The organism is Galbibacter kalidii, from assembly GCF_026241135.1.
Classification (GTDB): domain Bacteria; phylum Bacteroidota; class Bacteroidia; order Flavobacteriales; family Flavobacteriaceae; genus Galbibacter.
Genome location: NZ_JAPFGA010000027.1, coordinates 19,830 through 35,376 on the forward strand (window position 1 = coordinate 19,830; position 15,547 = coordinate 35,376).

The 15,547-nt window shown below is 38.8% G+C and carries 6 protein-coding genes and 1 pseudogene; 6 read left to right on the forward strand and 1 reads right to left on the reverse strand.

From position 1 onward, the window contains the following. Positions 1–2: 2 nt before the first annotated feature. The 6 genes from OOZ15_RS18765 (at position 3) to OOZ15_RS18790 (ending at position 15,268) form a co-directional block, all read left to right on the forward strand. On the forward strand, positions 3–5,153 hold the full coding sequence (locus tag OOZ15_RS18765; RefSeq protein ID WP_265957985.1) for a T9SS type A sorting domain-containing protein: 5,151 nt from the start codon (positions 3–5) through the stop codon (positions 5,151–5,153). A 111-nt stretch (positions 5,154–5,264) separates the two neighbouring features. Further along, positions 5,265–6,644, forward strand: a complete 1,380-nt coding sequence (locus tag OOZ15_RS18770; RefSeq protein ID WP_265957986.1) for a PKD domain-containing protein — start codon at positions 5,265–5,267, stop codon at positions 6,642–6,644. A gap of 2 nt (positions 6,645–6,646) precedes the next feature. Further along, positions 6,647–7,765, forward strand: a complete 1,119-nt coding sequence (locus OOZ15_RS18775; RefSeq protein WP_265957987.1) for a hypothetical protein — start codon at positions 6,647–6,649, stop codon at positions 7,763–7,765. A gap of 32 nt (positions 7,766–7,797) precedes the next feature. Beyond that, positions 7,798–11,799 (forward strand): fibronectin type III domain-containing protein, encoded by a 4,002-nt coding sequence (locus OOZ15_RS18780; protein WP_265957988.1) that lies wholly within the window; start codon positions 7,798–7,800, stop codon positions 11,797–11,799. 2 nt (positions 11,800–11,801) lie between these two features. Next, entirely contained in the window at positions 11,802–12,800 is a 999-nt protein-coding gene (locus OOZ15_RS18785) for a PQQ-binding-like beta-propeller repeat protein (RefSeq protein ID WP_265957989.1), read from the forward strand. Positions 12,801–12,892: 92 nt separating this feature from the next. Continuing rightward, a complete protein-coding gene (locus OOZ15_RS18790; RefSeq protein ID WP_265957990.1) occupies positions 12,893–15,268 on the forward strand; it encodes a hypothetical protein in 2,376 nt (791 codons plus the stop codon). A 143-nt stretch (positions 15,269–15,411) separates the two neighbouring features. On the opposite strand, the pseudogene OOZ15_RS18795 reads toward OOZ15_RS18790, so the two are convergent. Beyond that, positions 15,412–15,547, reverse strand: a pseudogene (locus OOZ15_RS18795) (IS1595 family transposase); the annotation flags it as partial.

The following is a 15,547-nucleotide window of genomic DNA, read 5'->3' on the forward strand; positions in this document are numbered from 1 at the left end:
GTATGAAGAGAGTTTTACTTTTGATCGTCTTATCGTTTTTTGGATATAATTTAACTTTTGCCCAAGAGTATAGAATTGAAATAAAAAACCTGTCTCTCGAAGTAAATGGGGATGAAGGTGTTTGTGAATCTTGGGTGAAAATGACAGCGGAGTTTTATGGAGGAGCTCCATCCCAGCAATTCTTATATTATAGTTTTGGAGGTGGGAAAGGGATGAAATATATGGACGACACTGTTGAAGAGATTTCTGGGGATTTAAAATCAATATATGTCCAAACCTACACAAATGAGAGGAAAGATGGGGTTTTTAGTAATCCATGTGGCGGAACAGAAATCTATCCTGATGGAAGAATAGAGTATCTTAACGATATATGTACAATAAGTCATTATGAACATTATGGTAGAAATGGAGGGGATTTTGAAGCTTCCAATAGAATAAATTTTGATTATGAAATTTATCCAATAATAGAATTAAATAAACTACCTGATAATAATATAGGCTATGATAAAGAGTTCAATCTTTCCGTCACGCCAGAATCCGATATGTATTCAAGTAGTGTATACAATTGGGAATATTCTATTGGGTATAATAATTGGAAAAATATGCCGTCATGGACAAATGGTAGAAAAAATTTTGATATAATTCCAAAAGATTTTTTAGAAGCTGATGGGTTTTTACCTAAAGATGTAATTAATGAACGGATATATTTTAGGATTAATACATGTGGTGATAATACTACTAATGTTATTTGGTATACCATTCGAAAATCGGCCCCTTCGATTGTAAGGACCAGAAGTTTTCAAGCCACTTGTTATGGAGAAAGTGATGCCTATACAAGAGTGTTTTTTGATAGACAAATTGATCTTGGGGAATATATTAGTTATGTATTGTATGATACAGAGATAGATGCATTTACTGATCCCGATACGGGTATAACATATTATGTTCCGGTTTCTAACAACAACAATATCACTGAATTTGAAGAATCGGGAGGTGAATACTATTTGGATGTACTGGGAATTCCACCAAGTGAAAATTATAAGTTTGAAATTATCGGTTATGATGGTTATCCATATGATGACACCAATTTTGATGAAGAGAACGGGGATATAAAAGACTCCGGCTATGAAGGTGCGATTTTATACACGGGAGATGGGACATATAGTACCGATATTGTAATTCCACAAACACCTCCGGTTGAATTTACTGCAACTAAATTACAGGACATTACTTGTTTTGAGACAGAGGACGGACAAATCGAACTTTCAACTACGGGAGGGCTTACCGGGGAGTACCAATATATCATGTATGATGAAAGTGGGGGTGTTGTGGATAACTGGACAAATTTCTCCAATGGTTCTAACCACATTATTACAGTAAAAGAAGAAGGAAGCTACAGGATATTTGTTAGGGACTCGAATGGTTGTGATGCATTAAAAAGGGATGGAAATGGAAATATAACCGAGGATGTTGATTTTAAAGAAATCTCTATCAATGAACCTCTACTCCTAGAGGCATTTCTTATTGACCTTGAAACCACTGAACCCACTGCCCATGGTTTTACCGATGGGGTGATTTCGATTGAAGTCAGTGGGGGTAACCATAACGATACCGGTTATACAGTGGTTTGGGAAAAAGATGGGTCAATCATAAACAATCCCAATACAGATCTAGGTTCAAATGGGGAAACCGGCGATAGTTTTGAGTATGGCGAAAGGTTGTTGGATGTTGGTGCAGGTACATACACAGCAAAAATTGAAGATAGTAAGGGATGTACAATTGAAGTTAAAGATATCGAGATAGGTCAACCGGAAGCTTTGAGTTTGATTATAGATGAAACTCAAGCGATTTCATGTAACAATGCCAGTACCGATGATGATTTTGATCTGATGGATGGGGAGTTGACTGCCCGTGCCCGGGGAGGGGTACGTTTGGAGGCAGGGGATAATGGAGGTAGGTTTTATTATTATACCTGGTATGAAAAGAACACTCAAGGGCAATGGATCGAGATGGAACAAGAAAAAGACAGTGTGTTATCCGATTTGCCCCAAGGAGAGTATGCTGTCAATATCAAAGACAAAAACGAAATTGTTATAGGAAGGTATGAAGACAATAAACTTGTTGAAGAAACTCCTGTTGAGAAAGAGTTAAATGAACCAACTCCGATAAAAATAACTATAGATTCCCTAAATGTATTATGTAACGGAGGAAACAATGCATGGATAGAAGCCAGTGTTACCGGTGGGACATTAAATGGAGAGGATACCTACAGATACGAATGGAATAATGGAGAAACAACAAGTAGGATAGAAAACCTCTATGCCGGAACATATACTTTGTACGTTTATGACTCTAACGACTGTTATGCCACAAGGGAAGTTGTCATTGACGAACCCGACAAGCCATTGATGATAGAAGAATTTGCCTATAAACAACCCAAAGCTGCTGGACTTACCGATGGGTACATCCAATACAAAATTACCGGGGGAACAGCAAAACCGGACAAAACATACAATTATCAATGGACAGATGCAGCTGGAAATAACCTAAATGCTCAAGTCACCGATTCCTTGGCAAGCGATGGCTATTACATCAAACTAAATAATATAGGTAAGGGAACCTATTCCTTAACGGTTACCGATGCCAATTATTCAAAAACAGATAGCGACTTAGGGTGTACGGCAAGTGATGCGTATAAATTGGACGAACCCGACCCTTTGGAACTCTCTGTCGAAAAAACAAAAGTTATTTCCTGTAACGCCCTTAATGAATATGGAAACCCCTGGGCCGATGGAGAGCTTACCGCCCATGCCAAAGGTGGGGTCTGGTTACAACCTGGAGATAATGGTGGACTTCGTTACTACTATACCTGGAAAAAGAAGGATGCAAATGGAACATGGCAGGTGCTTACCGACCAAACAGATAGTATTGCCATTAACCTCGATGCCGGGGAATACGCCGTCAATATAAAAGATGCCAACGGGGTGGTTTTAGGAAATTATGGTAGTGATAATGAATTGGAAAAAGCCATTGACACGCTCTATACATTGGAAGAGCCACCACTTTTAGAAATAAGTACGACCCAACAAGATGTATATTGTTTTTCAGGGAGTGACGCCTGGGCCGAAGTTTCCATCACCGGAGGAACAGCCCCGTATACCATTGAATGGTCCAATGGGGGTACTTTGGCAAGGGCTACAGAACTCAGTGCCGGAACCTATGAAGTTCATGTTACCGATTCCAGGGGTTGTGAAGCCATTGCAGAAGTTACTATTGAAGAACCGGAAGCTCCGGTTGAGATCAGTTACCCACAGTACAACAGGCCAAGCAGTATCGGGGCAACCGATGCCTGGATAGAAGCCGTTATTGTCGGGGGAACCCCTTTTGACGATGGCACTTACACCTATTTCTGGGAAAACGAAGAAGGAACATTGCTAAATGCCCTAACTTCAGCCGTGGTGGTTGACGGTACCTATGTAATTCGTTTGACCGATATCCCTGCCGGGAATTATTATTTGACTGCTCAGGATAAAAACTATGAAATTGCCATGACCAAACTGGGTTGTACCCATGCCAATAGCAAATTTACCATTCATGAACCTATTGAAGCCGTCATAGAAATACAAACCCCTATTTCCTGTAATACAGCCAATGAGTATCAGGACCCATTTAGCGATGGGGCCTTGGTAGCGCATATCAGTGGGGGCGTGCCTTTTGAAACCGGACTCCCGTACATCTACCATTGGAAAAAACAAAATGAAAATGGGAATTGGGAAGAATTGACCGATCAACTCGATAGTATCGCCATCAACCTAAACGATGGGAATTATGCTTTGAATGTTGAAGATGCAAATGGCAGTGTTATGGGAACTTATCAAAGTGATGATTTGATCGAGGCCATTGACAGTACGTTCTATTTTGAGGAACCGGAGCTGCTGGAAGTCAGTTTTACCACCACAGAAATAAGCTGTGATGCGGGAAATAATGGCTCTGCTGAAGTTTTTATAACCGGAGGGGTACCGCCTTATGATATCAAATGGTCAAATGGAGGAACCACCCCTGTAATTACTGATCTGATTGGAGGGACCTACTTCGTTTTTGTGACCGATAGCCGTGGTTGTGAGGTAAGTGGAAATGTTGAGGTAGCACAGCCCGGAGGACTTGAGTTTGATGTGGTGACCCAAAAGGACCCAACTTGTTTTGAAGGGAGTGATGGGGAGATTGACATTGACGTAACCGGAGGGCTTCCGCCTTATGAATATCAGTGGAATACAGGGGAAACAACGAATTCCCTGGAAAACCTTTCCGAAGGCACATATACCTTGAAGATCGTGGATGCTGAAGGGTGTATCGCTTATAAAGAAATTATACTTGAAGATCCGGAACCGGTACATATCGATTTGGGTGAAGACAGGACCTTGTGCAATAACCAGGAGTTTTCATTGGACATCACCATCGATGACCCCGGAGCTACTTATCAATGGGAATCCGATAACGGATTTACAAGTACTAGCCCGCAAGTAACTTTAAGTGAAGCCGGGATTTACACCGCCACGGTTACAACAGCTTTGGGTTGTATCGGTCAGGATCAAATAGAAGTGCAAGCCAGTAGTGCTGCCATAGATGCCGACTTTTTGATTACCTCACAGGCCTTTGTTGGTGAGGAAGTGGTATTGGTGAACGTGAGCAGTCCGCTAGGTGAAGGTACAGAATGGTATGTACCGGACGGGGTGACCATTGTTTCGGAAAGCAGTGAAGCCCTTATCTTGAAATTTAAAGAAACAGGGGCTTATGAAGTAAGGTTGAGAACCCTTGAAGGGGATTGTTATCAGGATTATACCAAGCAAATTGTGGTGAAGGAACCGACAGATCTGTATGATATTGGAGAAGCCGAAGAACCTTTCATAAAGAAATTTATGGTGTATCCAAACCCAACAAATGGAAACTTCTCCGTAGAAATAGAGCTTTCTGAAGTTGCTGACCTATCACTCAGGATGATAAGCCTGCTCACCGCTGAGGTTTCAGATAAACGTTCGTTGATCAACAGGGATAATTATTTGGAGGACTATCAAGTGGTCTTGCCGCCAGGGACTTATATCATACTGTTGGAAACACCAAAAGGAAATGAAGTAAGAAGAGTGATAATTAAGTAAAGTGAGAAGTCAGGAGTCAGCAATATTGTCACCCTGAGCCTGTCGAAGGGTTGACGAAGTATCGAAGGGTAATTTAAGGAAGTAATTTAAAATTAGAGCTAAAAAGAGCAAGTGATTAAAAATAAACACACATATAAATTAAAATACTTAGTAGGCATGTTAATGCTTATCGCTTTCTCCTGCACCAAAGAACAGGCAATCCCTGTTAATATCGATTATGAGCTTATCGTGATAGATGAAGATTATTCAACACCTGTTCAGGTAAAAATCAACAACATGACCACCGGGGCAGATGCCTATCAGTGGATATTGGAAGGGAGTACATCCAATACGATGAACACCAGTAGGAACCCTGGAACGATTGTATATGAGCAAGGTGGGGAGTACACCATTAGGTTAGAGGCCTCCAATCAAGATGGGGAATCAGCAGAAAAAGAAGAAACCATAACCGTTTATGACGGACTGTCCCTGGATTTTGACGTAGAGGTGATCGAAGACAATTATTCTCCCGTAGAAGTGAAAATTACCAATAATACAACCGGAGCCAGCACTTATGAATGGACATTTGAAGGTGGTGATCCGGAAACGTCAACCGAACAACACCCTCAAAATGTTGTTTTCACTGAACCGGGGGAACACAGGATCATTCTAAAAGCAGCAACAGATTTTGAAAGTTATACGCAGCAACAGACAATTACTGTAAAACCTTACCTAGAAGTCAATTTTGGCTGGGAAGTAGCCTTTCAGGATGACGACTATCAAGCACCGGTGACTTTGACGATGACGGGCAACAGTGTCAGTGCTACGGAATATCATTGGAGTTTTGACAATGGGTTGCCGCAAACTTCAACAGAAGAGGCGCCAACAGTGACTTTTGACACCCCGGGAATACATTCCATCACCCTGGAAGCAACCAACGGGAAGGAAACAGAGCAGGTGACAAAAACCTTTGAAGTATTTCCGAACACCAATTTAAGAACCTTTACCGATGTACAACTGGGAATCAATACAGCTCATAATTCCAACAGCATCGGAGCCTTCTTTTCTACCGTAAGCAGGGAAGTGTATTCAGAAAACGAAGTGGACCCGGAAGTAGGGGGAGCTATAGGTATTGTGTTCTTTGGTTTGGATGATGCATTCAGCTTTAACAAGTTCGTGTCGCCGGATGAAGTGACCAACGAAACCACCTTTTCATCCATCCCAAATGCAACACATACCAAAATAATCAATACCCAGGAAGGTTGTGGATGTGGGGCTTCCATGTCGGTTACCGAATTTGATGCTATGGAAGATGACAGTTCACTACAAGGACTAACCATTGAAGAGACCAATGCTGGTTCCCAGCATTTTACAGATGCAGAAGTGCCACTTATAGTTTTGTTTGAAACCGAAGACGGGCGAAAAGGGGCGATCAAGATAAAAGAATTCGTAAAACAAGGAAGTGATTCCTATATAATGATTGATATAAAAACACAAAAAGAACCTAATTAAAGATGAGAAACAAATTATTATTTCTGTTGATGTTAACATTGGTATTTTCATGTTCTAAAGATGAAGAAACACCTAAGATTAATGAAGTTAATAATACTCGTTGGGATATAACTGTGACAAATGTTTCGGCTACAACGGTAGACTATGAAGAAGGGTCCTTTATCGGATTATCGAGTATTGCTATTGGATATAGAAAGAAAAATGACACTAAAATAGTTCAGGTTTCCACCGAAGATAATAGAGAAGTAGGGTTAGAACCATATACAGATTATGAATTTTTTGCTTATGACACAAAAACAGGAGAAGTGTCTGATAAAAAAGTACCTTTTTCTACATTGTCTTTCGATCTCCTTTTTGAAGAGCAAAACACCAATTTTTCTGAATACAATGTGGCTTCACATGAAGGCTTTGAACATGCAATTAAGTTAGAAAATATATCATCAGAAATCAACATGATTAATGCTAAGCTTATCCCGGAAGAAACAACAGGGGAATCGGTATCGTTGGAAAATGTTAGAATAGAAAATGATAGTCTTTACTTTACAATTCCTGAAAATATTATCCCGGATGATCCCTATGAAACATATCGGACATATAATATCGAATATACTATGGGTAATAAGAAATCATTTAGTTTAAAAAACGGTAATAATCCCACTTCACAAAATATCGTATTAGTTGTTTACAATATAAAACCACAAATTTTATCCTCAACAATAATGAAGTTAGAAGCAGTGGACTATGCATGTAGTAGCATGCCATCATACAATATAGCATTAAGCGGAACATTTATGAATATTGATAATATAGGAGATGAGGGGTCTTATGGCTTGATTGACTCAGATAATGTAAGAGTATTTGTCACGGATAAAGATACGGGAAACTTCTTTTTTATTGAAAAATCAACTTTACAAGAGTGCCCTACTTTTTCAAGGTTAGGAGACCGCCCATATGAAAACCCTTTTGGTTTAAATGTATACCATAGAATGGATGCTTTGGTAATTAGAGGAGTTGTATCTGAACACGAATTTCACCCTGGAGAATTTTCAATTCGAGTAGTGTTTGAAAAAGGGGACGATTTTTATGAAACCAACGAGTTTCCTTTTACGATAACGGAGTAGTGAAAGTCTAAATCGATAAAGCCAATCCATTTATGAGTAACATTTTTAAATATAATATTTCAATATATAAAAGGAGTCTTCCTTTTTTAATGCTATTGGTGTTTATGATGTTTGCTAAAAGCGGATTGGCCCAAGTCTATCCCGTACAGGTAAACACCAACCTCACCCCACCGTACAGCCTGAAATTATCGGACTATGCCACCACGCAAAGTGAAAAATTGATACTGAACGTATTGATGACCGATGTCAATGAATACAACCGCCAGCTTAGGTTCCGGTTTTCCATCAAAGACAACGGATTGGATATCCGCAGTAACGATATAGTGGTAGGGGCCAATCCCGTTTTTGCCGATGGAGGTGTGCCGCTCAGGCTCACCAACCTCGACCTGCGTCCTTATTTTGAATTGCGGAACTTACAAGGGATAAGCCCTCAGCAATACAACAGTCCATTACCGGACGGGATGTACCAATTCTGTTTTGAGGTCTTCGATTGGGTTTCCGGGCAGCGTTTGTCCAACCCCAACCTGGGATGTTTCAATGCCTATCTCATCATCAATGATCCCCCATTTTTAAACCTGCCCAGGAAAGGGGATCTGGTAGAGGCCAAAAACCCTCAAAATATAGTGTTCAACTGGACACCAAGGCATTTAAACGCTACCAATGTACAGTATGAGTTTGAACTTCGGGAGCTCTGGGATACACAAATAGACCCGCAAGCGGCTTTTTTGGCAAGTCCGAATTTGTACAGCACCACGACCCGGAACAACACCCTGTTGTACGGTCCGGGGGAAACTACCCTTTTGGAGAACAAAACATACGCATGGCGGGTACGGGCTTTGGTCAGCGATGGCATTAGTGAAACTTCGGTATTTAGGAACAATGGCTATAGTGAAATCTTTTATTTTACCTATACCGCCGATTGTAGCTCCCCACAGTTTATATTGGCAAAATCATTGAGCAGCGATAGCGAAGAGATTACCTGGCAACCCAATCTGGACCATCAGGGATATAATGTACAATACCGTAAAAAGGGAGTCAGGGATGCCGTTTGGTTTGAGACCAATGCCGTAAACCCATATACCAAACTGTACAATTTAGAACCGGGAACCACTTATGAGTTCCGTGTTGGGGGTCAATGTATGTTGCCCTTAGCAAATCAGGAACCTAGGTATAGCTATTCGGGAATACAGGAATTTACTACCCCGGTAAAGACAGAAGATAGTTATTACAATTGTGGTATAGCGCCCGAAATAAAAATCACCAACAAGGAACCCTTACCAAGCCTTGCCGCTAATGAAGTGTTTACGGCAGGCGATTTCCCCGTAACCATAAAAGCTGTAGAGGGACAAAATGGTGTATTTTCCGGGCTTGGTTTTATAGTGGTGCCCTATTTGGCAGATACCAAAATAGCAGTAGAGTTCAGCAATGTCCGTATCAATACCGATTACCAACTGTATGCAGGGACGCTTTACACTACTTATGACCCCGATTGGGGCAATGTGGATGATATGAGTGATGAGTTGGATGCTGTTACCGAGATACCGCAGGCCATTGGAGAGTTAGCAGATATCATTGCTGAATTTTTTAAAGAGCGTGAAGAAAGACTTGATAAGTTAAAGGAATTACAAAAGGAATTAGAAGATGCGATTATTACACAAGAAGAGTTTGAGGAGCAATCAAGCAAACTTGTGGAAGAAGATATAGTAGATATTGATTATTATAATGGCAAGTTAAAGGATAGTGTAATTGATAGTCCCTATGCTACTGATGAACAAAAGGAAGAAGTGAAAAACTTGGATCCTACGGCACTGGCTGACAACGATGACCTTAGTAAAGCGGATACTGATGCCATTGGTAAGAAAGATGCAACTAACTATTCCCAAACTCAAAAAATTATTGAGCAAGTAGCTGAGCAGAAAAAAGATGCAGAAGATTACCTTTTCAGCATACTTATGGCAATGAAAGCGATGGATGGGGATGCTTATTTGAAATGTAAAGAATGTGAAAGTAGTACTTTTGAAGTCGATGATAATGGTGAGACCAGACGTTTTTCAGGAAGAATTGGGCCTAAACTATTGACCTGTATTTTAGGGAATATAGAAAGTGGAGAACCCATAGAACCTAGTAAATTTACCCAAACCGCTGTTTCTGAAGAAGAACAGAAAACACTAGAAAACGAATTTAAAACCTTAGAGAACCTTGTATTGAATAAACAAGAGGGCTTTTTGGTTGTTAGCAAAAAAGACAACGATTTATTGGAGTGCAATACCCTGTTAAATTTTGAAGGCTTTTGCACGAATGATGATGTAGGTGATATAGAGTTAAAACACTTAGCAGAAGAATTGCAACAATGCAACCCTACCAACATTACCGATGTCCATTCCATTTTAATAAGCTTAAACAAACAGATACGCAGTAACCAACAAATAGAATGGGCTACGGAAGACAAGGTATACGTGCTTAATGAAAGCGGTCAAGTTGAAACTGTTTCGTTGACCGATGAGCAAATAGAAAATGGCGAATGGACAGACACGGACATCGACCAAATATTTAGGGTTTCTTATAATGAAAGTGGCATTCTACAATTCAAGGCAGTTGGCATACGGAATAGCATATCAATTTTTGATGGTAAAACAGCAAATTTAAAGTCCCTTTCCCAAAATATGAAGGTTAAGGGTAATGCCTTTTTAGAAGCGTTTAAGGTTAAAAATGTTGATGATACTCCAAAATTAAAAGGAGTAAATTTGGATAGTGATGCCTTTGCCGATGGTAAAAAAGTTGCCATTAAAGAAGATGCTACATTCATTAAAATCATATCAGAGGGTGCAGGAAAGATGGGCACACTCCTAAAAACAGGAACGGTTGAAGAAACTACCTATCTTGAAAGTACTGAACCTACAGAAGTAGTACACGCACCTGGTTTGGTTACAGGAAGTACAGAAGCAGCTGTAAGGGCTGTGACAGATGTTACAGGTATCGTTGTTTTAGTTTATGATTTGTCGGTTGATGAAGAAGCACGCCAGCAAACATGGCAAGGATTAAAAAAAGTAAAGGATGAGATAGTTGACGAGCCTTCAGCACTATTCCCATTGCTCAGTGATATTATTATTGAGGAAGCTACCGGCAATACTCCAGAAGATTGGGCGGAGATAAATAATGAAGGTGCTGATTCAGGAAGAAAAGGGCACTTGACTACTAAAGGAGCTGTAAGAACTACAATAACCGTATTTACAAGTGGTAAACTGATTCTAAAACTACCTAAAATTGCAGATGATCTGGCAGCTAAATTGCTTAATGCCAAACTATGGAATAAGTTTAAAAAGGCAGACGGTTTTACCGAAAACATGCTTCAGACCTTTAAAAAAGACATCAATGAGTTATTGGATAAAATACCTGAAGCAGCTGAAAGCCTTTCTAAAATAGCCGATTTTAGCAGTGCACAGGAATTGGCAGACATTGTAGCTAAAATGAATAAGCTGAAAGATGTTCCCGGTCTGGATAAAGTAATTGTAGATATGGCTTCTCAATGGAACAAATTTCATGGGGGTAGGTTCGTTCTTGAATACTTTAGCAGTAAAATTGATGATTTAGGAGGGAAGCTCCGTTTTGAAGTAAAGCAAGCTGTAAAACTTGCTGATGGTTCTGATGCAGCAAGAGTATATGATGGATTTGTTGAAAAAGCTGGTTCAGTAACCAAGTATGAACTAAAAAACTGGGCAGGCTGGTACCCATCGTCTATTAAAACCCAATTTATCCGTGATATACAAGGAATCAATAACTTAAATGAGGTAAAGTGGGTGTTTAATTCCACATCAGGAGTAAATAAAGGAAACCTAAAGGCCAAGTTTCTAGAAACGTTGAAAAAAGCTGATGGGAGCCCGGTAGATGAATTAAAGACCATTTCCGAAAGCCAAATAAAAAAATTATTCCCAGAAGATATCAGGTTTATTGATAATAATAATCGGATAGATTTTCTATTGGATAAATTAGAAGACAATAATGTGTTTAATAAAATATTTGAAGTTGCAGAATAGCTATGTATAAAGAAGTTATAAAAATAGAAAAGGTTACATATTACAAAATTGTAAATGAAAAGCTTGTTATACTTGAAAAAGAAGATGGCAATTATAGATTATATAATTATCCGGATTTTACTGATGAGAAAATTGTAGAGGGTAATTTTGGGGGAGATATAATCAACATTGGCAATTTGATCTTAGGGAGTAATTTCAAAGGATTTAATATAAAAGATTTAAGTATACAAAACCCTCTTGTAGAACAAAGTTATGTTATGCATAATGATAAAAATATTATAACCAAGAAAGTTTTTTATAAAGAACGAAGGGTGAACTATTTTTTGTATAATATAAACTTTGAATTAGTAAGACAGATAGCAACAGATTATCCTGTTATCATGAAGAGCGGCTTATTAATAACTAGAGAAGGAAATGTTGGTGTCTATAACTTAAAAAAAAATAAACAATTATGGAGACAAGATTTCTCTAAAATTGCTGAATACCAGGAAATAGATGGAGAGAATATTTTAGGAGAGATTAGGGAAGTTTATGGTTATAAGGACTCCATTATTGTACTTACTCAGCTGTTTATTTTTCGTATTGATATTCAAACCGGTAAAATCCTCTGTCAACAAAAATTACCTGCCGGGTTTATAGTCCTGTCCATCCATAAAAACAAAGCCTATAGTTGCTATGGCTATCATTTCATAGAAATAGATTTGGAGACTTTAGAAGTTTTGAATTTCCACCGTATTGAATATGAGGATTACGATGGTAAACAACATTTTACTATAATGAATCATCCGATTTTTGATGCAGGCTTGATTTACCATGCTTTTAGGCTGGAAGGAGGGTTACACTGTATCGGGGCAATTCGTCCTGAAACCGGGAAAAGGATTTGGATGCATCCAGTTGGAGGTTATGATATTAATAATATAGCTTTTTATGATAACAAAATGTTTGTTTTAGATAGCGGAGGTACTTTACATATTTATGAGAAAGAAGAAACAGCTACTTAACTAAAAATAAATCACCTCTCAACTCTTAAGCCCAAAACAGTTGTAAAGATAGACCAACCCTAAACAGAACAAATAATAATGTAAAGATTATCTTGAAGCAAAAACTACTCTGCATACTACTTTTTTTTGTAGTTGGTCTTTCTTCTATGGCTCAAAGCGTCGATTTAGAACAATTTGGCAAGGAAAAACCACTAAAGGTTACCGGCAATATAGCCGCCAATAGCGTGTACTATAATTCCAACCAAAACAATGCACGCGAGCCATTTACCTATTTTTTACAGGGAACGCTTCATGTGCAGTTGTACAGTTTTGCCATGCCCATAAGTTATAGTTTTACCAATCAAGGGGAAAAGTTGGATTACCAAGTGCCTTTTAATTTTAACAGGCTCAGCCTGCACCCAAAATACAAATGGATTACCGGGCATATAGGCGATGTAAATATGACCTTTTCACCATACACCTTAAGCGGACACCAGTTTACCGGGGCCGGGGTAGACCTTACCCCCGAAGGGAATTTTAAAATAAGCGCTATGGCAGGGCGAATGCTAAAAGCCACCGAAGATGATGAAGACCCCAGAACGGTACCGGCATTTAAACGTATGGGGTACGGTTTAAAAACCGAGTACGAAACCCGTAAATATTCGGTAGGGATTATTGGCTTTTATGCAAAAGATGCTATTAATTCTTTGGATTCTGTCCCGGAACAGAAAAAAGTATTGCCTAAAGAGAACATGGTATTAAGCTTGGAAGGAAGTTATAAAATAACCAATAACCTGGATGTATTTGCCGAATATGCATCGAGCGCCATAACGCAGGATTTAAGGGCAGACGACAGGAATGGTGGCAAAGGTGGACTTTCAGGTTTATTGTTCAACAGCAAAACTTCCACCGAATATTATACAGCACTCAAGGCAGGTGTAAATTACAAGTTCGACCAATCCTCGGTGGGGGTCGCCTACGAGCGTATCGATCCCGGCTACGAAACCTTAGGGGCTTATTATTTCAACAACGATTTTGAAAATATTACCCTGAACGCGGCTACAACTGCTTTCAACAATAAAGTAAGCCTTGCTTTCAATGTAGGGTATCAACGCGATGATATAAAAAATCAAAAAGACAATGCAACCAGCAGGATGGTGGGTTCGGTAAATGCTTCGGCTAATTTAAGCGAGCGATTGAGCATCAACGGTTCGTATTCCAATTTTAGAACATATACTAATGTAAAAGTAAACCAGTTTGAAAACATCAACGATGATAATTTGTTGGACAACAACTTAGATACATTGGATTACAGGCAATTGTCGCAAAATGCCAATCTCGGGATCAATTATGTGCTTTCACAAAAAGAAAATCTTCAGCAAAATATAGCTTTCAACTACAATGTTAGTGATGTTGCCAACGAACAGAACGGCATTGTACGGATTGGTGATGCTTCCATTTTTCATAATATAAATACGGCTTACACACTTACTTTTCCGAAGCAACAGCTAAATGTTACTACGGCCGTAAATGCTACCCTAAATACCATTGGAAGGGAAGATGCCTCGACTTTGGGGCCTACCCTGAGTGTGAACAAACGTTTTTTTGACAGCAAATTGAATGCAGGACTTTCGTCATCCTATAACATTACAAGCAATACAACAGGGAAAACTTCCATAGCAAATATAAGAGCCAATGCTGCTTATTTATTGTTGAAGCGGCACCATATCAATTTAAGTCTGATCCAGCTCTTCAGAAACAATGATTATCAAAAACAGACCGGTGGATTGAGTGAGTTTACAGCTACGCTGGGTTATAATTATTCGTTTGACCTTCCGCCGAAATTCAAAAAGAAGAAAAAGGATAAAATATTCAACTTCACCTATCGCGAATATTACTTTGAAGGCGAGCACGATAGTATAAGTCCGCAGGTGGTGGCAGTTTCCCAAGAAGAAAAATTCAGGGCTATTTTAAAGATTAAGGGGATAAAGTCCAATTTGAAATTTTTAGAAGAAGTTATTTACCGAACTGAAAATGACAGAGACAAGAAATACAAACAAACCGCTATAGATTATTTAAAATATTTATACGACCATAAAGATTTTCTGGATACCTATAATGATTTAGCTTTTAAAGGGCTGAAAAAATTGTATAGGGAAGCCGTTGAAATGAATTATGTGGTTGAAAAAGAGTATTTTGCATTACAGGCAAAAGTAAACAGTGCCGAAACTGAAAACGAAAAAGACATAGCGGAGTTGAAAGTGAAGGAAAAACGATATGTGGCACATACACATATGATGGAACAATTGCATACCATCCATTTTGATGATATCTTAAATGATAACCCGCCATTTAAAACTTTTAAAGACAAACACATCTCTAAAGTATTTACCATGCTTGAGAACGGAAAAAGCAGGGAAGAAATTCAGACGTATATAGAAATACAATTTGCCGATATGTACCATAAAGAGGCTTTGCAGAATTTGTAGATCAATGCGAAAAGCGTGAAAGACGCATTCTTAACCTCCTTATTTATCCTAAATAGCTCGTTTTTAACAAAAAAAGTGCGTTTTAAACAAACGATTATTGGTTTCCAGTATTATTTTGAAAATAAAACTTTAGAGGTCAGTAGTTAGTTACTTATCAATTTCGATTGATATACAACATCACTATCACTATTGACCATTTTGGTAATAAGGTTATTAAATATTGTTTCCTTGCTTTGTGACCTATTCATTCTAAAACAAAACTCGTTAAAGTACCTGTTC